16 protein-coding genes are annotated in these 22,145 nt (G+C 61.0%); 11 read left to right on the plus strand and 5 right to left on the minus strand.

Translation table 11 applies throughout. The annotated features are described in order from the left end of the window. Window positions 1-11: 11 nt before the first annotated feature. Window positions 12-4,844, minus strand: a complete 4,833-nt coding sequence (locus ACK5NW_RS02290; RefSeq protein ID WP_416924637.1) for a DUF748 domain-containing protein — start codon at window positions 4,842-4,844, stop codon at window positions 12-14. Window positions 4,845-5,638: 794 nt separating this feature from the next. Here ACK5NW_RS02290 and ACK5NW_RS02295 point away from each other — a divergent pair. Continuing rightward, a complete protein-coding gene (locus ACK5NW_RS02295; RefSeq protein ID WP_416924639.1) occupies window positions 5,639-6,457 on the plus strand; it encodes a transglycosylase SLT domain-containing protein in 819 nt (272 codons plus the stop codon). Between the two features lie 248 nt (window positions 6,458-6,705). On the opposite strand, the gene ACK5NW_RS02300 is transcribed toward ACK5NW_RS02295, so the two are convergent. Beyond that, window positions 6,706-7,479, minus strand: coding sequence for an SDR family NAD(P)-dependent oxidoreductase (locus ACK5NW_RS02300; protein WP_416924641.1), 774 nt, complete (start codon window positions 7,477-7,479; stop codon window positions 6,706-6,708). A 158-nt stretch (window positions 7,480-7,637) separates the two neighbouring features. Then, window positions 7,638-9,875 carry an NADP-dependent isocitrate dehydrogenase gene (locus ACK5NW_RS02305; protein ID WP_416924643.1) on the minus strand — a complete coding sequence of 746 codons (2,238 nt, stop codon included), beginning with the start codon at window positions 9,873-9,875 and terminating at the stop codon, window positions 7,638-7,640. A gap of 564 nt (window positions 9,876-10,439) precedes the next feature. Here ACK5NW_RS02305 and ACK5NW_RS02310 point away from each other — a divergent pair. Both ACK5NW_RS02310 and rpsT read left to right on the plus strand, forming a co-directional pair. Next, window positions 10,440-10,982 carry a hypothetical protein gene (locus ACK5NW_RS02310; RefSeq protein WP_416924645.1) on the plus strand — a complete coding sequence of 181 codons (543 nt, stop codon included), beginning with the start codon at window positions 10,440-10,442 and terminating at the stop codon, window positions 10,980-10,982. 101 nt (window positions 10,983-11,083) lie between these two features. Continuing rightward, window positions 11,084-11,386 (plus strand): 30S ribosomal protein S20, encoded by a 303-nt coding sequence (gene rpsT / locus ACK5NW_RS02315; RefSeq protein WP_416924647.1) that lies wholly within the window; start codon window positions 11,084-11,086, stop codon window positions 11,384-11,386. Window positions 11,387-11,556: 170 nt separating this feature from the next. On the opposite strand, the gene ACK5NW_RS02320 is transcribed toward rpsT, so the two are convergent. Continuing rightward, on the minus strand, window positions 11,557-11,922 hold the full coding sequence (locus tag ACK5NW_RS02320; protein WP_416924649.1) for a DUF3579 domain-containing protein: 366 nt from the start codon (window positions 11,920-11,922) through the stop codon (window positions 11,557-11,559). A 264-nt stretch (window positions 11,923-12,186) separates the two neighbouring features. Here ACK5NW_RS02320 and ACK5NW_RS02325 point away from each other — a divergent pair, with 264 nt between their 5' ends. Together ACK5NW_RS02325 and argF are read left to right on the plus strand one after the other, a co-directional pair. Then, a complete protein-coding gene (locus ACK5NW_RS02325; RefSeq protein ID WP_416924731.1) occupies window positions 12,187-13,347 on the plus strand; it encodes an acetylornithine transaminase in 1,161 nt (386 codons plus the stop codon). Window positions 13,348-13,351: 4 nt separating this feature from the next. Continuing rightward, window positions 13,352-14,287, plus strand: coding sequence for an ornithine carbamoyltransferase (argF, locus tag ACK5NW_RS02330; protein ID WP_416924651.1), 936 nt, complete (start codon window positions 13,352-13,354; stop codon window positions 14,285-14,287). Between the two features lie 26 nt (window positions 14,288-14,313). Here the strand turns inward: argF and ACK5NW_RS02335 are convergent, their stop codons facing one another. After that, on the minus strand, window positions 14,314-14,760 hold the full coding sequence (locus ACK5NW_RS02335) for a hypothetical protein (RefSeq protein ID WP_416924653.1): 447 nt from the start codon (window positions 14,758-14,760) through the stop codon (window positions 14,314-14,316). Between the two features lie 515 nt (window positions 14,761-15,275). Between ACK5NW_RS02335 and ACK5NW_RS02340 the strand changes: the two genes are divergently transcribed. From ACK5NW_RS02340 to ntrC, 6 genes are all read left to right on the plus strand, one after another. Continuing rightward, window positions 15,276-16,106, plus strand: coding sequence for an EI24 domain-containing protein (locus tag ACK5NW_RS02340; RefSeq protein WP_416924655.1), 831 nt, complete (start codon window positions 15,276-15,278; stop codon window positions 16,104-16,106). Continuing rightward, the gene (locus ACK5NW_RS02345) at window positions 16,099-16,959 is read left to right on the plus strand and encodes a competence/damage-inducible protein A (protein ID WP_416924657.1); all 861 of its coding nucleotides are present in this window, start codon (window positions 16,099-16,101) and stop codon (window positions 16,957-16,959) included. Before ACK5NW_RS02340 ends, ACK5NW_RS02345 begins: the two co-directional genes overlap by 8 nt. A 237-nt stretch (window positions 16,960-17,196) precedes the next feature. Further along, window positions 17,197-18,612 (plus strand): type I glutamate--ammonia ligase, encoded by a 1,416-nt coding sequence (gene glnA / locus ACK5NW_RS02350; protein WP_416924659.1) that lies wholly within the window; start codon window positions 17,197-17,199, stop codon window positions 18,610-18,612. A gap of 166 nt (window positions 18,613-18,778) precedes the next feature. Continuing rightward, window positions 18,779-19,300, plus strand: coding sequence for a hypothetical protein (locus ACK5NW_RS02355; protein WP_416924661.1), 522 nt, complete (start codon window positions 18,779-18,781; stop codon window positions 19,298-19,300). Between the two features lie 60 nt (window positions 19,301-19,360). Continuing rightward, a complete protein-coding gene (glnL, locus tag ACK5NW_RS02360; protein WP_416924663.1) occupies window positions 19,361-20,434 on the plus strand; it encodes a nitrogen regulation protein NR(II) in 1,074 nt (357 codons plus the stop codon). A gap of 33 nt (window positions 20,435-20,467) precedes the next feature. Beyond that, complete coding sequence (ntrC, locus tag ACK5NW_RS02365) at window positions 20,468-22,126, plus strand: nitrogen regulation protein NR(I) (protein ID WP_416924665.1); 1,659 nt, start codon at window positions 20,468-20,470, stop codon at window positions 22,124-22,126. Window positions 22,127-22,145: the final 19 nt, after the last annotated feature.

Below are 22,145 nucleotides of genomic sequence, written 5' to 3' on the forward strand. Positions count from 1 at the left end.
ACCGTGCTGTTTCAGCGTGCAGACAAGGCGAGGTTGGCGCGCGGCGTCCAGCCTGCGGCGGCCTTGTCCGAGGGGCCGGTAGCGGCTGATTCTGAAGCTCTGGCGGGCGACTCCGAAGCGCTGGCGGGTGTTGCCGCAGCGGCCGCTGCACTGGCCGCGCCTGCCGCCGGAGCCAGTGCCTGCGCGCCTGTGCGGGGCGCGCCGATAAACAGTTGCGCCACCGGCACCTGTTGGCTGGACAGATAGTCTTTCACGGCGGCGGCGCGCTGCACGGCCAGTTGGCGAGGCGCTTCGCTCTCGATGTCGATGTGTGCCAGCAGCAGCGCCTCCATGTCGGCCACGGGAATGTCGCGCAGCATGCGCACGGCGTTGCGGGGCTTGCCCGGGATGTCGGCACGGCGGTACACGCGCTTGAGCAGCGTGGCGTATTCCTCGTCAGACAGTTTGGGCGCGTCCAAACTGGTTTTGTTGCTGCCCGCTGCTTGCGCGCCGGAAGCGGCTGAAGCAGGAGTGGATGCAGCGGGAGCAGCGGAAGTAGCCACCGTCGATGCTGAAGCAGGTGCCGACGCCGCCTGTGTGGGCGGCGCTGCGCTGCCACCACTGGCGTCGCGCCGCTCGGCCAGCACCATGGCGCGCAGGCGCTCGCGCCGAATGCCGTCTTGCTCGGCCTCTAAATTGGCGGTGCCGACCACGGTCATCTTCAGTTGCGGGCGCTGCTTGAGCGCATAGGCAATCTTGTCGAGCTGGCCGCGTGTTTTGTCGTCCAGCCGCGCCGTGCCGGGGGCAAAGGCCACCATCGACATGTCTTCACCCGAAGCGCCGCCCAGCGAACGCGCCAGCAGCGTGAACGGTGCCGTGATGGCCTTGCCGATGACGTTGAAAATGGCCTTGACGATGATCGGCCCGAGCGAGAACTGCGGATCGTTGAGCGAGCCGCTAATGGGCAAATCGAGATCGATCACGCCATTGCTGTCAGCCAGCAGTGCAGTGGCCAGCTTGACAGGCATGCTGGCGGGCGCGTTGGGCACCGGCTCACCAAATTCCAGTTGATGCAGCACGAGTTTGTTGGTGGCGGTGAGCTGGCCGCTGGGTTGCACTACGTAGTTCACGTCCACGCTGAGCTTGCCGCGCTCGATACCGTGGCCCGCGTATTTGATGGTGTAGGGCGTGAGCGGTGGCAAATCCAGATCGCTGACTTGCGCGCGAATGTCCAGCGCCAGCGGCTTGGCCAGCGGGTTGAGTTGGCCTTTGATGTCCAGCCCGGCCGTACCCTGGGCGCGGCCTGTGAGCTGCAATTCGGCCATTTGCGGCCCACCTGCGGGCACCACCGAGCTGAAGGCGCTGAGTGAGCCGTTCAACTCGGTCAAATCGGCCGAATAATTGGGGCGGATAAAGCGGTCTGAGAAATAAATGTGCCCGCCATCCAGTTTGACCGGGCCGATGCGGATGATGGGGGCATTGGGATCAGGCTGTGCAGGCGTGGCGGCAGCAGGCTGCGCCGCCGATGCGGCAGCAGCCGCAGAAGCCGCTTCGGCGGGCATGCCGGCCTCAGCGGCGGCCTTGTTTTCGCCCGGCTTAACCACGTCCTGCAAGCTCAGGCGGCCATCGGCCTGGATGATGAGGCGAGCGTAAAAATCAGACCATTGCACCGACGCCACGTCGATTTGCAGCGGCTTTTGTGGTTCCATTTGCACATCCAGGCCGCTCAGGTGCAATTGCTTGAAGCTCAGCAGTTCATCGCCCAAACCACTGGAGCGGCTCTGGATGGCCGCTGCCGCTGGGGCCAGCGCGGCGCGTGAAGTGGCGTTGGATGCGGCGCGCGCGGTGGGCGCTGAGGCGTCTTTGGCCGTGACTGCCGATGGGCTGCTGCCGGATGATGTGTTGGCGCTGGTGTTGGTGCCAGCGGCGGGGCTGCGGCCATGGGCGCGCCAGTCTTGCAGCGCCACATCGCCCTTGACTCGCAGGCGCGGGCCTTGCGCGGTCTGGCTGTAGTTCACATCACCTTTGAAGCTGCTGTCCGCACGCAAAATGTCGACGTTGACCAGCCCGTCGGCATACGGCTGCAACACATGCAGCGGCAGGCGCTGGGTCGTCACCTGCCCTTGCACGGCCAACGGCGTCAGCGCCAGGTGACCGCGCCAGTCGAGTTGGCCAGGCTCTGTCTCGCCCACGCCCAGACGCGCTGACACGTTCAGCGGCATGGGCTTTTTGCTGTTCAGATCGATCTGCTGGGCGTGCACATGCAACTGCGTCAGATCCAATCGCACCGGCGGGCCATCGCGGACGCCCCTGTCGCGCCAGCGCACATCGCCATCGTCCAGCGTCAGCGCGTGGATGATCCAAGTCCAGGGATTGGACGCTTTGGCGCTGGATGAGGCTGAAGGCGGTGGTGGCTCGGCGCTGCTGTTGACCGGTGTGCCCAGCCAGTCCTGGAACATCCAGCGCTGATCGGTGTCGCGCGCCACGCGGGTGCGGGGCGATTGCACGCCCAGTTGGCCCACCGTGACCGCGCGGGCCGCCACGTCCAGTTGCACGTCCTTCAATTCGATTTGCGCCACGCTGGCCAGCGCGGATGAACTGGCCCGGCTACGGCGGCCCTGCCGCTGGGCCGCTGCCTTTTCGGCCGCTGTGGTCACTTCGGTATCGGCCAGCAGCAACTGGCTGAACGCCAGCCGCTCGGCCGTCAGTTTCAGCGCAGGGGCTTGGTCAGCCGCCTGGGGCGGTGTCCATTCGCCGTTGATCTGGGCGTCCAGATCGCCCGTCAAGCGCGGCAGCAGGTACGCTGCCCAATACGGCGCGGCCAGCGCCAGCGGCACGCTGCGGATGTGCGTCCGCCATTGCGCGCCCTGCGCGTTCACCTGGCCATCAAAGGCCAGCGCTGGCCCGCCGCCCCCAGGCAAGGATAAAGAGACGGTGGCGATGGCTGACTCTGATGCAGGTGCCGATGCCGATGCTACAGGCGGCTGCGCCGCAGCAGACGCCGATGCGCTGCCGCTGGCCTTGTTCGCCTTGCTGGCGCGGCGTGAGGTTTTGGCCGAAGTTTTGCTGCGCGCCTTGGCCGCACGTGGAGCAGCGTCGGAGACGATGGCCGGTGTCAGGCCATCAGCATCTGCCAGCACCAGCGTGCCATCAAAACGGATGGGGGCGGAGGCGTCGGCGGGCAATGGCCAGGCCAGATCGGCGACGTTCAGAGTGACAGGATTCAGGCGTACGGCGACGGCCGGTGTATGGCCCTGGGCGGTGGTTTCATCCGTGAAGTCAACCGCACCGCCTTGCACCGTCACCTTGTCCACCAGCACTTTCCAGGGGCTGGGTGCAGCATGGTCGGGCGTTGACTCTGCTGCTGATGCAGCAGCGGATGTGGATGCGAGTTCAGAAGCAGGTTCAGCAACAGGTTCAAGAGCGGCCTCTGGGGCAGCACCAGAAGCGATCGTCAAAGGAGCGGACGCCTGTGCCATCGGGGCACTGGCCGAGGATTGCGCCGCCTTGGCCTCGGGCGTTTTTGACGCCGCTGGTTGTGCCGCCGACGCCGCAGAAGTTTCAGAATCAAATTGGCCTTTAACGCCCGCTCCCGCGGCGTTATCAGCTATTGATTTTGAATCGTTTTGCGCTGAATTTTTTTGAGGTTTAGCCGACGCTTTCGTGGTTTTTTGCAGGTTGAGCCGCCCATCCCGCTCGCGCCGCAGTGCCAGTTGCGGGCCTTGCAAGGCCACCGATGTCAGGTGAATTTGGCGCTCCAGCGGGCGCACGTCGCCCAGCGTGATATTCAGCGCCTCAAACGCCAGGGCATCAGCGCCTGTCGCGTCGGTGGCCTTCAGGCCGGTGACGGCCAGCGTGCCGTCCACGCGCAGCGCGGGCTGTGGCGTTTGTTCAAAGCCCAGTTGCACGTCGGCATCCACCGTGGCGGCCTGCAATTGCAGCGGCAGACCGGCCGGGATGTAACCCAGGTAGGGCTTCAAATCAAGCTGGCTGAGTTTGAAGGCAGCGTTTACCCGGCGTGAATCGTCAAACGGCAGGGCTTGCGCTTGCGAATCAAACGCGCTGTCGTTGACCACGAAGGCCAGCTTGGGCTGCACATGCACGCTGCGCTGGGCTGGCAGGTTGCTGATGAAAGGCAGCGCCAGGTGCACGTCGCGCACCTCGTGCTGACGGCCCACGGCGCGGTCATCGAAGCTGATGCGGCCACCCGTCAGGCTGATGTTGTACAGCGCAAAGCGTTGCGGTTTGTCGCTGTCTTGAGCAGGTGGCTGCGGGCGCGCGGCCAGCCTGGCGCGGATGTCGTCCACGTCGTACCGGCCCTCGCCCAGATGGGCCAGGTGCACCTCAGGCGCGTCGATTTGCAGGGCATCGATGACCGGTGCCAGGCGAAAGATGGATTGCAACGCGGCATCGACGTAGACACGCTGAATTTTCAGCAAGTCAGGCGAGAGGGATGAAGCGCCCGGCGCACCGGCCGGGCCTGACGTCGCAGGTGCGGATGCAGGTGCGGATGCAGGTGTAGGTGCAGTCTCAGCCACAGGCGCACCCGCGATGCGCAAGTCTGACACCGTCAGCTCCAGCGTCCAGGGCTTGAAGTCCACCTTGCCAATATGCACGGGTCGGCCCAACAGCGCGCTGGCCTGCTTTTCGCCCTGCCATTTGAGCAGTGGCGGCACGCCCAGCCAGGTCAGCACCCACAGGCCCAGCAGGCTGGCCGCAGCGATCAGCAGACGGCGACCCCAGCGGCGCATCGGCGAGCGGCCTTTAGGCCCTGACGGCGGCGGTACAGGGGGTGAAAGAGGTGCGGCTGCCGAATCGGCTGGGGCCACAGAAGGCGAGTCGGAGATAGAAGCAGAACCTGACATAGTCGGCCCCTATTGTCGCTGCGCCGTGTACCTGTTTGGTAAACGGCCCGTGCAGCAACGCAACAGGGCGTGAACGGAGTCCGTGGCGAGGTGTCTGCCCCCACAAGAAAGCCCGGCGGGTGGGCCTGAAGCCTGCTCCGCCGGGCTTAGAGGCAGCGTGGCAAAAGCGCCCTGATCTGCCTGGGGTGCCGAAGCGGAGAGATTGCGGTCTCCGGCTACGGCGGAAGGCAAAAGATTGCCTTCAAATATGGAGTCTGAGAAAGCCAGCCGCCGTATCAACGACAGCCTGCCAACCTCTGCGACCCCCATGTCCGGGTAACCCGAACAAGTCCAGTGTAGGGATTTCGCCTCACCTGGGCCAGTGGCGAATTTCAATCCTGCGGCGTCTGTGCATTGCCTGGATCAATCAGACTCAATGCACCGCCATGCCAGCACCAGTGCGGCCAAACCCGCCTTGTACGGTCACGCGAGTGGCTGCTTGCAAGTCTTTTCTTATATCGAAATTAGAATTTCAACTCCAGTTTTCAGTGTTGACCCAGCATGAAGGCCACCTCTAGAATTTGCTTATCCCGACTCGATCAGTAGGAAAATTTGCTTCACTATCTGTCTGCATCTTTTGCGTTGCACCGAGAAATAAGTCCGCATCAAGACATCAATCCGATCAATACGGATCACGCGCCTGACGTCATGGGCGCTGACACAGCGGCTGGCAACGCGATTTACCCACGATGGCAGCACCCCTTACCGTCTTTTTGCGCCGTGCATCAAGACCCGCGTGCTGTTTAAGGAGCGTTATGACAACGTCCTATCCCCTCGCCGCCGCAGGACGCGGCCTGAAGACTTTTGCCAGCGACGTGGCCGAAGGTTTTTTTGACATCACCCACAACAGCATGGCCCTGCTGGGCGTGTCTGTGGTGCTGGCCGCTAGCGTGCTGGTGGTCAAGCCCGATCTGCGTCAGCAGGGCGAAGAGCGCCTGACCGCCTGGCTGACTGAGCGCAAGGTCGCTGCCTTGGGCATTACCCCTGAGCCTGGTGCCATTGACCGCGCCACCGCCGTCAACCCCAACGACCTGCCGCACGAGCAGGCCCGGGTGGCGCAATGGATCAGCAAGAAATACAAGGTAGCCCCTGAGCCGGTGGCCGCCCTGGTGGCCGAAGCCTACGAAGTGGGCAGCGCCAACAAGCTCGATCCCACCTTGATTCTGGCCGTGATGGCGATCGAGTCCAGCTTCAACCCCTTTGCCCAAAGCACGGTGGGCGCACAAGGTTTGATGCAGGTGATGACCGACATCCATTCGGACAAGTACGAACTGTTTGGCGGCGAATACGCCGCTTTTGACCCCAAGACCAACCTGCGGGTGGGCGTGAAGGTGTTGAGCGAGTACGTCACCCGCACTGGCTCCATTGAAACCGGCCTGAAATGGTATGTCGGTGCGGCCAACCTGCCCAGCGACGGCGGTTACGCCAACAAGGTGCTGGCCGAGCATGCGCGCCTTTACAAAGTGGCCAAGAGCAAGCCCCTGCCCGTCAATCAGCCCGGGCTGCGCGCAGCAGGCTCGCCGCAAGTGCCTGCTTCTGCGGATCAAACCGTCAAAATGGCTGCGCTGATGTAACCAATCACCAGAGCTTCAGCAACCAAAACGCCCGGCCTCGTCAGAAGCCGGGCGTTTCGTTTTTTAGAGCGTGTTCAACGTCTCAGCGTGAGGGGTGTGGGATGCGGATCGGGATGGCTGCAAGGCGCAAACCGCAGCGATACCTGGCGGTATCGCGAGGATTTGCAACGCAGCAGACCGCCCGAGGCCGCGCCCACACACCCGCACAGAGACTTTGAACACGCTCTGAGGCGCTGCTGTAGGGGGCTTTACTGCGCAGCCGCCTTCATGATGACCTGCATCACGTTCATGCTGGTGCCCGACGACAGGCCGTCGTCACAGGCAATATAGGTGCCGGTGGTGCAGGCGCTGGCCTGCGAGGCCAGAAATTGGTACGCCCCCACAATCTCCTGCGGCGTGCGCAAGCGGCCAATGGGTGACAGGGTTTTGGCCAGCAAATACTCATGGTCGTCGGGCGTCATCATCTCGGTGGCAAACGGGCCGGGCAGGATGCAGTTGACCCGAAAGCGCCCACCCAGCTCGGTCGCGGCCGAACGCGCCAGCATCACGCAAGCGGCCTTGGCCGGGCTGTAAGCGCCATACGTGGGTGCTGTTGTGATGCCTGCAGCTGAAGAGGTAATGATGATCGACGCACCTTCGTTCAGGTACGGAATACTGTGGTGCACGCCTGCATAAACTGCATCGAAATTGACGGAAAACAGCTCGCGCATTTCCTGCGGGGAAAGTCCTTCGATGGTTTTAGGTAGCGGGCCGACACCGGCATTGAGTACCAGCACGTCCAGCTTGCCCAGCAGTTCGTGGGCGGCCTCGATCATGCGCTTGGTCGCATCCAGGTTGGCCATGTCCGCCTGCACGAATTTGGCTCCCATGTCGGCGGCAATTTCAGCGCCGTTTTTGCGGCGGCCAGAAATGACCACTTTGGCCCCCTGCTTGACAAAATGCGCGGCCACCGCCTGGCCAATGCCTGCCGTGCCGCCGGTAATCAGCGCTGTTTTTCCTGCAATCGAAAATAAATCGCTCATCGAAAGTGCTCCTCTTAAGGTGAATTCAAAGCACCGCCCACTTGGCGCATGTGGCGGTGATTCACTGTAGCACCCGCTTTGAGATCAATCTCCGCTGATTTTTCGTTCTGCCAGCATCAATATGTAAGGGCGTGTCGTCATGCCATGCCCTCTCACATTCACGATGCCGCTGACGCCAGCACCTTGTTGAAGGTGGCGCTGGGGCGCATCACCTGCGCCAGCTTGGCCGGATCGGGCTGGTAGTAGCCACCAATGTCCACCGGCTTGCCCTGCACGTCGTTCAGTTCCTTGACGATGGCCTGCTCGTTGTCGGCCAGCGCCTTGGCCAGCGGCTTAAACTTGGTGGCCAGTCCGGCGTCTTCGGTTTGCTGGGCCAGCGCTTGCGCCCAGTACAGCGCCAGATAGAACTGGCTGCCACGGTTGTCCAACTGGCCTGCCTTGGGCGTGGGGCCTTTGTTGTTGTCGAGCAGTTGGCCGGTGGCCGCATCCAGCGTTTTGGCCAGCAGCTTGGCCTGGGCATTGTCGTTTTTCAGGCCCAGATCTTCCAGACTGACGGCCAAGGCCAGAAATTCGCCCAGCGAATCCCAGCGCAGGTGGTTTTCCTGCACCAGTTGCTGTACATGCTTGGGGGCCGAGCCGCCGGCACCGGTTTCGTACATGCCGCCGCCGGCCATGAGCGGCACGATGGACAGCATCTTGGCGCTGGTGCCCAGTTCCATGATGGGGAACAAATCGGTCAGATAGTCGCGCAGGATGTTGCCGGTGGCGCTGATGGTGTCTTGCCCGCGGATGACGCGCTCCAGCGTGTAGCGCATGGCGCGCACCTGGCTCATGATTTCGATGTGCAGGCCGTTGGTGTCGTGTTCGTGCAGGTACATCTTGACCTTGGTGATCAGTTGCGCCTCGTGTGGGCGGTAGGGGTCAAGCCAGAACACCACCGGCGTATTGGAGTTGCGCGCGCGCGTGACGGCCAGCTTGACCCAGTCGCGCACGGCAGCGTCCTTGACCTGGCACATGCGCCAGATGTCGCCCGCCTCCACGTTCTGGCTCATCAGTACCTCACCGGTGTTGAGGTCGGTGATATTGGCCACGCCGTCCTCGGCGATTTCAAACGTCTTGTCGTGCGAGCCGTATTCCTCCGCCTGCTGCGCCATCAGGCCGACGTTCGGCACGGTGCCCATGGTTTTGGGATCGAACGCGCCGTGCCATTTGCAGAAGTTGATCATCTCCTGGTAGATGCGGGCAAAGGTGCTCTCGGGCATCACGGCCTTGACCTCCTTCAGGCGACCGTCAGCCCCCCACATCTTGCCGCCGTTGCGGATCATGGCGGGCATGGAGGCGTCGACGATAACGTCGTTGGGCGAATGGAAGTTGGTGATGCCCTTGGCCGAATCGACCATCGCCAGCTCGGGCCGGTGCTCGTGGCAGGCGTGCAAATCGCGCTTGATTTCGTCTTGCTTGCTCTCGGGCAATGTGGCAATTTTGTTGTACAGATCGACCATGCCATTGTTGACATTCACGCCCAACTCGTCCAACAGCTTGGCGTGCTTTTCAAACGCGTCGCGGTAAAAAATCTTGACACAGTGGCCGAACACGATGGGGTGTGACACCTTCATCATCGTGGCCTTGACGTGCAGCGAGAACATCACGCCAGTCTTGTGCGCGTCTTCGATTTCCTGCTCGTAAAAGGCCAGCAGCGCCTTTTTGCTCATGAACATCGAGTCGATCACCTCGCGCTCTTGCAAACTGACCTTGGGCTTGAGCACGATGGTCTTGCCGCTTTGGGTGACCAGCTCCATCTTGACGTCGCGCGCCTTGTCCAGCGTCATCGACTTTTCGCCGTGGTAGAAGTCGCCCGAATGCATGTGCGACACATGGCTGCGCGAAGCCTGGCTCCACTCGCCCATGCTGTGCGGGTTCTTGCGTGCGTACTCTTTGACGGCGCGCGGTGCGCGACGATCCGAGTTGCCTTCGCGCAGCACCGGATTCACCGCGCTACCAATGCACTTGCCGTAGCGCGCCTTCGTTTCTTTTTCTTTGTCGTTCTGCGGGTTGTCGGGGTAGTCGGGCAGCTTATAGCCCTTGTCTTGCAGCTCTTTGATGGCGGCCTTCAGTTGTGCCACCGAAGCGCTGATGTTGGGCAGCTTGATGATGTTGGCGTCGGGCTTGAGCGTCAACTGGCCCAGCTCGGCCAGGGTGTCGGGCACACGCTGCGCTTCGGTCAGGCAATCGGCAAAATTGCCAAGAATACGCGCCGCCACTGAGATGTCGCTGGTGGTCACATTCACCCCAGCAGGTGCAGCAAATGCCTGCACGATGGGCAAAAATGAACTGGTGGCCAGCAGCGGGGCCTCGTCGGTCAGGGTGTAAACAATGGTCGGTTGCTTTTGGCTCATTCAGGTCTCTCCGGATCGCTTGGGGTAACAAAACAAAGCGCGTCAAACTGCGCGCGCAGCTTACATCATGACAGAGGCCGCTGACGCGACGCTCACACCCTGGACCACTTTGACAAACAGACGTTTTGATCTGGATCATTTTGGCGCTTGGTGCAACGCCATAAAGCGTAGAAAGCTATCAATACAATAGTAATTAATGGCGGTTTTCTGCTCCTGTCGCGTTCAACAAATGATCCACAAAAACGCGCACCCGCGCTGACACATGCCGCCGCGTGGGATACAGCGCATAAAAAGGCTGCGTGCTGCCACCCACAAAGGCCGAAGGCGTCAGGGATCAACGCCGGATGGCCACGACTCGGCACGAGGCGCAGCTCGCGAACCCAACGGCGGAACGCCGAGATGCACAATGCATCCATTTGGGGTGAAACTTGCAATAAGGACTGGAGGGGGCTATGTCGATACTGCAAGAAATACTGGTTTGGACTCAGGGGTTGCCCGCATGGCAAAGGGACGTGTACATCTGGACGGGCATGAATGCCGACACAAAACTGATGATTAAGCTACATGGTGGGCAAGCGCGATGCAGAGTACGCTGAAGCCTTCATAGACGATCTGACTTCCCGGCTGGCAAACCGGGTCCAACTGACCACGGACGGCCACAAACCCTATGACTACGCCGTCCTGAACAAGCTCTATGGCGAAGCTCTGCGCGAAGATCGCCACCGCTACAGCCTGGCGGAGTACAAGAGCTTCACCAAGGGCGTGGTGTCCGGCAACCCCGACCACAAGCACATCAGCACCAGCTACGTTGAACGCCAGAACCTGACCATGCGCATGGGGATGCGCCGGTTCACGCGCCTGACCAACGGGTTCAGCAAGAAGGTGGGAAACCTGGAACATCCGGTGTCGCTGCACTGCATGCATTACAACTTCTACCGTATTCACAAGTCACTGCGTGTGACGCCAGCTATGGACGCAGACGTGACGGATCATGTTTGGAGTATTGAAGAACTGGTGAAACTGGTCCCTGAGCTGACCGCCAAGAAGCGCGGGCCGTACAAGAAAAAACAGGCTGAACCGTTTGTCGGGCAGCAAATTTCAAACTGAGACACTACCAGGCACCGGTTTGGCTGGCCATGCATCTTGCCCACTGGTAGAATGCTAGGTTTTGCTGACAACATCCACAAACCCTTAAAGGAAACTCTCTCATGGCTGCTGGAAAGCCCAAGAAAAAGAACCCGCGCTTGGCGTCGGGCCGTAAACGCGCCCGCCAGGACGTGAAACTCAACGCCGCGAACACTTCGCTGCGCTCCAAATACCGCACAGCGGTCAAAAATGTCGAAAAAGCCGTGCTGGCTGGCGACAAAGACAAAGCCAAGAGCACTTTCGCGCTCATGCAATCGGTGGTGGACACCATCGCCGACAAAGGAATCTTCCACAAGAACAAAGCCGCCCGTGACAAAAGCCGCCTGTCGGCCAAAGTCAAGGCGCTGGTGCAACAGGCCGCCTGAGGGCCTGCATAAAAACTTCAGGCACACCCCGCCCGAAAAAGAGGCTTTTAACTCTCTCTTTTTCGCCGTTTGATTCGGGTGCGCTGTCAGCAAAAAACAAAACCGCCCGAGGGCGGTTTTTTTCATGCCTTCGCACATCAAGCGAACAGGCCACATTCAGTACCAGAAAATCAATCTGGTCGCGTCACCACCATAGGCCGTTTTTCCGCCATCTGTGCTTCTGCGTTGTCAGGCAGCATGCAGGCTTCAATGACCTGCAATTCGTTGTCGGTGGCGAAACTCATCACGAAATCCCAGGCCATGGGTTCGTGTTCGCGCAAATCGGTGTGCACCACCACGCATTTGGCACCGTCCAGCGTGGTGGGCACGCACCACGGTGAATACGCAATGTGGCTGCCGCGTGCGACCGCGCCACCTGGGCGAAACTGCGCCATCACCCCGGCCAGGCGTTCGGCCCAGTCGCTGGGGCGAAACGTGCGGCCATCGCGTGTGATGCCACGGATAAAGACCTGGTGACTGGACGGGATGGACGCCATGAATCGTGGTTTTGAAGGATTGCTACAGAAGGCACGGCAAAGTGTCTGTGCAAGTTTAAAATTATATCTTATATAAGACTTACGACCGATATTGTGGGCACCATCATGCACACATCCATGCGGGGCGAAATTGGCCAGCATGGTCGCCCTGCACCCCCTAGAATGCGTACTCAGCGGGCCACGTTGGCCCGTTTGTTTTTTTACATCTGCCTAACAAGGAGTCTTGCCGTGAATGTCCCAGCCCAGACCGCTTGCCCGCACATCATGAACACCTATGCCCGCCTACCGGTGGCGATGGTGCGTGGCCAGGGTTGCCGCGTGTGGGACGCGAACGGCAAAAGCTACCTGGACGGCCTGGGTGGCATTGCCGTCAACACGCTGGGCCATGCGCACCCCAAGCTGGTTCCGGCGTTGCAAGAGCAGATCGCCACGCTGATCCACTGCTCCAACTATTACCATGTGCCTGACGCTGAAAAGCTGGCGCAGAAGCTGGCCGAGTTGTCGGGCATGAGCAACGTTTTTTTCTGCAACAGCGGGCTGGAAGCGAATGAAGCCGCTTTGAAGCTGGCGCGCAAATACGGGCACGACAAAGGCATCACCCATCCACAAATCGTGGTGTACGAAAAAGCCTTTCATGGCCGCAGCATTGCCACCCTCAGCGCTACCGGCAACGCCAAGGTGCAAAAAGGTTTTGAACCGCTGGTGGAAGGCTTTATCCGCGTGCCGCTGAACGACATTGGCGCGCTGAAAAAAGCCACCGAAGGCAATCCCAATGTGGCCGCGGTGTTCTTTGAAACCATTCAAGGCGAAGGCGGTATCAACCCCGCACGCGCCGACTATTTGCAGCAAGTGCGTGCCCTGTGCGATGAAAAGGACTGGCTGCTGATGATCGACGAAGTGCAATGCGGCATGGGCCGCACCGGCAAGTGGTTTGCCCACCAGTGGGCAGGCATCGTGCCCGACGTGATGCCGCTGGCCAAGGGTCTGGGGTCAGGCATTCCGATCGGTGCGGTGGTCGCTGGCCCCAAAGCAGCCCAGATATTCCAGCCCGGCAACCACGGCACCACTTTTGGCGGCAACCCGCTGGCCATGCGCGCAGGGGTCGAAACTTTGCGCATCATGCAAGAAGATGGCCTGCTGGACAACGCTGCCAAGGTGGGCAAGCATCTGAAAAATCAACTGGAAAACCGTCTGGCAGGCAACCCCGGCGTGAAGGAAGTGCGGGGCCAGGGCTTGATGATCGGCATCGAGTTGACCAAGCCTTGCGGTGTGCTGATCCAGCGCGCGCTGGATGCAGGCTTGCTGATCAGCGTGACGGCAGATAGCGTGGTGCGTTTAGTGCCACCGCTGATCCTGACCGAGGCCGAAGCCGATGAAATCGTCACCCTGCTGGTGCCGCTGATCGAAGCGTTTTTGAAGGAGTGAGGCCATGAGCGCCCCCATCAAGCATTACCTGCAATTCGCCGATTTCACCGCTGACGAATACGCTTATCTGTTCGCGCGCGCCGCGCTCATCAAGCGCAAATTCAAAGCCTACGAAAAGCACCACACGCTGAGCGACCGCACGTTGGCCATGATTTTCGAGAAAGCCAGCACCCGCACCCGTGTCAGCTTTGAAGCCGGCATGTACCAACTGGGCGGCAGCGTGGTGCATCTGACCAGCGAAGGAAGCCAGCTAGGCCGCAGCGAACCCATTGAAGACACCGCCCGCGTCATCAGCCGCATGACCGACGTGGTGATGATCCGCACCTTTGAGCAGGCCCGCATCGAGCGCTTTGCCGAGTTTTCGCGCGTGCCCGTCATCAACGGCCTGACCAACGAATACCACCCGTGCCAGATTCTGGCCGATTTGTTCACCTACATCGAGCATCGCGGCTCCATCCAGGGAAAAACTGTGGCCTGGATTGGCGATGGCAACAACATGGCCAACACCTGGGCGCAGGCCGCTGCCCTGCTCGGCTTTGAGTTGCGCGTATCCACACCACGCGGCTACGAGGTCGACTCACAACTGGCCGCATTGGACAGCGGCGCGCCCGCCAGCAAAGGCTGGCAGAACTTTGCCAACCCGCTGGACGCCTGTACTGGCGCTGATTTGGTGACCACCGACGTGTGGACCAGCATGGGCTACGAGGCCGAAAACGAAGCGCGCAAAAAAGCCTTTGCCGATTGGTGTGTGGACGCCGACATGATGGCCGCCGCCCGCCCCGACGCCCTGTTCATGCATTGCCTGCCCGCCCACCGGGGTGAGGAAGTTACCGCCGAGGTGATCGACGGCCCGCAATCGGTGGTATGGGATGAGGCCGAAAACCGGATGCACGTGCAAAAAGCGCTGATGGAATACCTGCTGCGCGGACGCATGGACTGAGCTTTGTTGGCCTGAACAACACCTGGTCAGCCGAGTGAAAACTTGGCCCCTGCTGCGCGCAAGCCCCACACCAGCTCGACAAACGCCGTGTTGTTGATCAAAGGTTCGCCGCCCAGAATCAGCCAGTAGCTGACTTCATCCACCCAGAACAGCACCAGGCTGGTCGATGGCATCAGCATGTCGTTGTTCTCAAAAAACGACATCGCGCGCCCAGACCCTGTCCAGCCCCGGCCATGCTGGCGCTGAACAAAATCAGCAAAGTCTGCCGCCACCGCGCACAGGGTTTCGGCTTCGTCATCGGTATAGCCCGAGCGCGCCAGGCAAAAACCATCGCCTGAGCCCAAGGCTGCCATTCGCTTGGATGACAAGCCCGCAATCACGTAAGGCAGATAGTTGTCCAGCCGAACATTCGGGACGCGCAAAGGCCGGTGCACTTCGTGCACCCAGCCCGCATCCAGCGCGATCGGCAACAAGGCCGCATGGTCACTCGATTTGGCAGCCCATTCATCGCACCTGAGCGCCGACCCACGAGGCATCAGCGCCTGAAGCATGACCGCCTGGCACGCGCGCCGCATAGGCATGCAGCACACCGGCTGGCGTCAGCATGAACCAAGGTTCATGGGCGGGCGTCATCATCGTTTTACGTCACCGCCCAGTCAGTCCGAACCATTGAACGGGTCAATGCCATAAATCAACGCCTTGACCAGCACCGCCATGTGCGCACGACTGCGCGCGTCGGTGTGCAGCACATCCACAGCGCGTGTCGCGATCAAATGTGCATCGTCTATGCCGCACAACACCGCATGTCAGGGCACGTCCAGCGATAGCGATGCCAGCACACACCAACGGGTAGCCAGTGCATGAGTGCGCGGCAAGCGCCAAGTCACATAAGCAGATTTCAATTCTCAGCCCTACAAAAGCATCCCTCGCAACGGCCACTTCTGTCTTCTGCCCATGCCAAGCTATGCTTGGCTCTACCATGAAGCTAATGATGGATTCATTTCAGCGGGCGTTGTCCGACAGCCTGCGCCCAGGTGTGCTGCTGCTGTCGCTGGCCCCTCTGGCCTTGATGTTGTTGCTGGCGCTGGGTGCGGGCACCAACTATTGGGACGAAGCGGTGGTCTGGGCGCACGGCTGGGTGGGTCAGGCCGCTTGGCTGGATTGGTCGTTGGGCTGGCTGAATGCCGATACGGCAGCGCAGGTGCGCGGTGTGCTGGCACCGTTGGTGGTGGTGGCGCTGGTCACGCCGCTGGTGGTGGCTGGCGCGTTGTTGCTGGTGGCTTTGCTGATGACGCCTGCCATGCTGCGGCTGGTGGCGCGCCACCGTTTTGCCACACTGGCACGCCTGGGCGGTGGCGTGCGCAGCTGGTTCGGGTCGGTCAGCTTTTCGCTCGGCTCCACCGCATTGGCTTTGTTGCTGCTGCTGGTGTCGTTACCACTCTGGCTGGTACCGCCGCTGATTTTGGTGTTACCGCCGTTGATCTTTGGCTGGCTGACTTACCGCGTGATGAGTTACGACGTGCTGGCCGAGCACGCCACACCGGCCGAACGGCGCGCACTGGTGCGCCGCCACCGTATGCCGCTGCTGGCGATGGGTGTGATCACCGGGTATCTGAGTGCGGCACCGGCCATCGTTTGGGCTTCGGGGCTGTTGTTTGCCGCGCTGTTCTGGCTGCTGGTGCCGGTGGCCATCTGGATCTACACCTGGGTTTTCGCGCTTTCAGCGCTGTGGTTTGCCCATTACTGCCTGCAGGCGTTGAGCCAGCAGCGCTTGCCACAACCAGCATCCACCCTTGTCAAGGCGTTGCCCCATGAATGATGTTCGTACAACTGAAGCGCCCGGTTTTGGTTTGATCGTCGTCGGCGACGAAATCCTCTCAGGCAAACGCCAGGACAAGCATTTGGCGAAGGTGGCCGAATTGCTGGCAGCGCGCGGATTGCAACTGGGCTGGGCCGAATACGTGGGCGATGCGCCTGAGCGCATCACCGCCACGCTAAGGCGCGCGCTGGCATCGGGCGATGTGGTGTTTTCCACTGGCGGCATTGGGGCCACACCCGACGATCACACCCGCCAATGCGCGGCCAGCGCGTTGGGCGTGCCGCTGGCGCTGCACCCGCAAGCCAAAGCCTTGATTGAAGAACGTATGCGCGAGGTGGCTGCCGAGCAAGGCATGGCCTACGCGCCTGAACACGCCGACAACCAGCACCGACTGAACATGGGGGTCTTTCCTGTGGGGGCGGACATCATTCCCAACCCGTACAACAAAATTCCTGGCTTTTCGTGCCGAGCCAATAGGCAGGACAAGGCCCACACCTGGGGTGTCGCACTTCACTTTGTGCCTGGCTTTCCGGTGATGGCCTGGCCCATGATCGAATGGGTGCTGGATAAGCACTATGCCCAGTGGCAAGGCATGGACTGCCGCGAAGAACGTTCGGTGATCGTTTTTGGGGCCATGGAGGCCACGCTGACGCCGGTGATGGAACGCGTAGAGGCCGCTCACCCCGGTGTCAAAGTATTCAGCCTGCCCAGCGTCGATCATCCAGAGTACGGACGCCACATCGATTTGGGCGTCAAGGGTGCCCCACAAGCCGTGACGGCCGCCTACGCAGACCTTCGCGCCTGGTTAGAACCCTTTGGTTTGCGCTACGGCCCTGAAATGGTGCGCCAATAAATCGCCCCTCCTTGGTGCGTGTGTTGAATGCACTATTTTGGTGCATTTGAATGCGCTTGATCACATCAGGAGGGGCATATAAAGGCATCAAAGGCAGTCAAAAGCATGCGCTTGCAGGCACAATGATGGCCTGAGCAGCGAACGACAGCGCTTGGTCGATCGGCCATTGACTGGCATGGAACCTGCTAATTTTGGTGCACCCGTTCTTACAACCATTTCCCATAGGAGAGTACACAGATGGCCAAGTCCGTCGCCGACGTCATGAAACTGGTGAAAGACAACGAATGCCAATTCGTTGATTTCCGCTTCACCGATACCCGCGGCAAAGAGCAGCACGTTACCGTGCCTGTGTCGCATTTCGACGAGGACAAATTCTCCGACGGCCACGCCTTCGATGGTTCCTCCGTCGCTGGCTGGAAGGGCATTGAAGCCTCGGACATGCTGCTGATGCCCGACCCAGCCACCGCGCACGTTGACCCGTTCTTTGAAGAATCCACCCTGGTGCTGACCTGCGACGTGCTGGAGCCGGGCGACGGCAAGGCCTACGACCGCGACCCGCGCTCGATTGCCAAGCGTGCCGAGGCGTATCTGAAAGCCAGCGGCATTGGCGACACCGCCTACTTCGGCCCCGAACCCGAGTTCTTCGTCTTCGACGGCGTGCGCTGGAGCACCGAGGCGGGCCACAGCTTTTACCAGATCGACGAATACGAAGCGCCCTGGAACTCTGGGGCCAAGCTCGAAGGCGGCAATCGCGGCCACCGCCCTACCACCAAGGGCGGTTATTTCCCTGTGCCCCCGGTCGACAGCACGCACGACATGCGCGCCGAGATGGTGATGATTCTGGAGGCCATCGGCATTCCGGTCGAGGTGTTCCACCACGAGGTGGCCGGTGCCGGCCAGATGGAGATCGGCACCAAGTTCGCCACCCTGGTCGAGCGCGCCGACTGGACGCAGCGCCTGAAGTATGTGGTGTGGAACGTGGCCGACAGCTACGGTAAAACTGCCACCTTCATGCCCAAGCCCTACCACGGCGACAACGGCAGCGGCATGCACGTGCACCAGTCCATCTGGAAAGGCGGCAAGAATTTGTTTGCAGGCAAAGGTTACGCTGGCCTGAGCGACTTTGCGCTGCACTACATCGGCGGCATCATCAAGCACGCCCGTGCACTGAACGCCATCACCAACCCGTCCACCAACAGCTACAAACGCCTGGTGCCACACTTTGAAGCGCCGGTCAAACTGGCTTACTCCAGCCGCAACCGCTCGGCCTCGATCCGTATCCCGCACGTGATGAGCGACAAGGCGCGCCGCATCGAAGCGCGCTTTCCTGACCCCATGGCCAACCCCTATCTGTGCTTTGCGGCGCTGATGATGGCCGGTCTGGACGGCGTTGAAAACAAAATTCACCCCGGCGAGGCCGCCACCAAGGACCTGTACCACCTGCCGCCTGAAGAGGACAAGCTGGTACCCACCGTGTGCCACAGCCTGGATCAGGCGCTGGAAGAGCTGGACAAAGACCGCGCTTTTCTGACCAAGGGCGGCGTTTTCACCGATTCGATGCTCGACGCCTATATCGATCTGAAGATGGGCGAAGTCAACCGCGTGCGCGTGAATGTCAACCCGGTCGAATACGACATGTACTATTCGCTGTGATTGGATCGGCTGTGACCTGATCGCAACGATTGCACAAAAGTGGCGGCTGCGGCCGCCCTTTTTGCTTTTCAAGGGGAACGTCACATGGTGAATAGGTTCTAATTGATCAATATCTGGTCATTTACCATGTCTCGCGCCAAGCGCGGGACGAAGGACACCCTCTGTCATGAAACCCGTTTCGTTGTTGAATTCGTGCTTGCTGGCTGCCGTGGGCGCGCTGATGGCGTGGGCAACACCCGTTGCCGCCCAAGACCGCATTTACCGCTGCGGCAACGAGTACACCAACCAGGTCAAAGGCCGCAAGGACTGTAAGGTGGTCGAAGGCGGCAACATCACCGTGGTGCGTGGCACCATGCCTGCGGCCCAGCAAAACAGCGCACCATCGACATCGCCCGTGCGGCGTGCAGTCAGTACATCGTCATCATCGTCAACACCCCGCATCAACACGCCCCAGCAGCGCGCACGCGACTCGGACGCCAAGGCCATTCTGGAGCAAGAGCTGCGCCGCGCCGAAACCAAGCAGGCTGAGCTGGAAAAAGAATACAACAACGGCACGCCCGACAAAATTGGCGGCGAAGCCAAGAACTACCAGAAATACCTGGATCGTGTGGCCGAGATGAAGGCATCCATGGCGCGCAATCAAAGCGACATAGAAGGCATCAAGCGCGAAATTTCACGGTTGAAGTGACGCTGCGGCCATCGCTGGCCACACATTCCTGCCGCCGGTTTTTAACTCCATCGAAATTCCATGGCGGCCACTCCCAGACCCCACCCAGCCCGTTTCCAGGCGTTTGATCTGCTGGCCACCATGGTGGCCGTCGTCGATGCCACAGGCATGGTTATTTTTTCTAACGCTGCGCTGGAAGACGCGGTGGGCCTGTCCTGGCGCAGTATCGAAGGCACCTTGCTGTGCCAGCACTTTGTGGATGCCGATGCGCTTGAAAACGCGCTGGCGGGCGCGCGCGGCAACCAGTTTGCAGCCCTGCGCTACGACGGCCAGTTGATGCGCCACGGCGGCGGCATTCGGCCCGTGCACATCATCGTTGCCCAGACCGAAAAAGCGGGCGAAATCATCGTCGAGCTGCTGCCCCTGGAACAACAGGCCCGCCAAGAACGCGAAGAGCGTCTGGCCGACCAGACCCGCGCCAACAAAGAGCTGTTTCGCAATCTGGCACACGAAATCAAGAACCCGTTGGGTGGCATTCGCGGTGCCGCCCAGTTGCTGGAGATGGAAATCGACGGGCGCGAGCTGCGCGAATACACCCAGGTCATCATCCACGAGTCTGACCGTCTGCAACTGCTGGTTGATCGCCTGCTAGAGCCACACCGCCACGCGCAAATGATGGGCAACGTCAACATCCACGAGGTGTGCGAGCGGGTGCGATCGGTGGTGCTGGCCGAATTTGCCCGTGGACTGAAAATCGTGCGCGACTACGATGCTTCGATCCCTGAATTTCGCGGTGACCGCGAACAACTTATTCAGGCCGTTCTGAACGTGGTGCACAACGCCGCGCAGGCGTTGGCCGAGCGCATCGCCGCAGGCGACGCCCAGATCGTGCTGCGCACGCGTGTGCTCAGGCAGGTGACCATTGGCAAGCAGCGCTACCGGCTGGCACTGGAATTGCATGTCATCGACAACGGCCCTGGTGTGCCCGATTCGATCAAAGTGCACGTCTTTTCCCCCCTGGTGTCTGGGCGCGACGGTGGCAGCGGCCTGGGTTTGACCCTGGCGCAGACCTTCGTGCAACAGCATCATGGACTGATCGAGTTGGACAGCCAGCCCGGACACACGGATTTCAGTATCCTGATTCCCTTGCCCTGAACGCAGGGCCTGTTGCCAGGAGGTTCCCCCGCCATGAAGCCCATCTGGATCGTGGACGACGACCCGTCAATCCGCTTCGTGCTGGAAAAAGCACTGGCGCGAGCCAGTTTGCCCACGCGCTCGTTCACCAACCCGCGTGAAGTGCTGCAAGCCCTGAACGACGCCGCCGACGGCGATGGCAGTGCCCCTCAGGTGCTGCTCAGCGATATCCGCATGCCCGGTGGCAATGGGCTGGACTTGCTGGAAAAAATCAAAACCCGTCTGCCCGCCCTGCCCGTCATCATCATGACGGCCTACTCTGACCTGGACAGCGCCGTATCGGCCTTTCAAGGCGGCGCGTTTGAATATTTGGCCAAGCCGTTTGACGTGCCCAAGGCGGTGGAGCTGATCCAGCGTGCCGTAGCCGAAAGCCAGCGCGAATCCGAAGCCAGTGCCGAGCAGCAAACTGCCGCACCTGAAATGCTGGGCCAGGCCCCGGCCATGCAGGACGTGTTTCGCGCCATAGGCCGCCTGTCGGGCAGCAACGTCACCGTGCTCATCACCGGCGAATCGGGCAGCGGCAAAGAATTGGTGGCACGCGCACTGCACAAACACTCATCGCGGGCCAGCGGGCCTTTTGTCGCCATCAACACCGCCGCCATCCCCAAGGATTTGCTCGAAAGCGAGCTGTTCGGCCACGAGCGCGGTGCCTTTACCGGCGCACAAGCCATGCGCCGCGGCCGTTTCGAGCAAGCCGATGGCGGCACGCTGTTTCTGGACGAAATAGGCGACATGCCGTTTGATTTGCAAACGCGCCTGCTGCGCGTGCTCTCCGACGGGCAGTTCTACCGCGTGGGCGGCCACAGCGGTATCAAAGCCAATGTGCGCGTGGTGGCGGCCACGCACCAGCACCTGGAGCAGCGCGTGAAAGACGGCGCATTTCGTGAAGATCTGTACCACCGCCTGAACGTCATCCGCCTGCGCCTGCCGCCACTGCGCGAGCGACGCGAAGACATTCCCGCACTGGCGCGACACTTCTTGCAGCAAAGCGCGCAGCAACTGGGCGTGGACGCCAAACGCATTGCCGACGCTGCGCTGGTGCGCCTGTCCAGCTTTGCTTTCCCCGGCAACGTGCGCCAGTTGGAGAACATTTGCCACTGGCTGACGGTGATGGCCCCCGCCCAGGTCATTGAAGAAAAAGACTTGCCGCCAGAAGTGCTGGGCAGTGCCGCAGCACCTGCACCCACCGCCGCCGCCGTTCCCCTCGCTTCATCTGTCACTTCATCTGCCGCTTTACCTATCGACACACCCGCCAACACGTCCGGCACCCATGCGCCTTTGAGCACATTTACAAACGCATCCAATGCTTCTGAAAATATAGCTTACTCTGCAGATATACCAAGCGTCGAAGGCCAATTTGACGTAATAAATTCGACGCCTGAACGCACGGCACAGAAAGACTCAGACTCTTCCATCGTCATCGACCGCAACTTGCTGACCGACTGGGAGCGTGGCCTGGAAGCTGAGGCCGCCCGGCTGCTCGAAGCCGGCCAGGCAGACGTATGGAATCAACTGCTGGCCCGGGTAGAGTCGCGCCTGATTCTGGCCGCGCTGTCCAGCACACGCGGGCGCCGCATCGAAGCCGCCCAGCGGCTGGGCATTGGCCGCAACACCATCACCCGTAAGATTCAGGAATTGGGGCTGGACAACTGAAGACCGTTGGCACGACCGG

This window comes from Ottowia sp. (assembly GCF_047975795.1).
Classification (GTDB): Bacteria; Pseudomonadota; Gammaproteobacteria; order Burkholderiales; family Burkholderiaceae_C; genus Ottowia.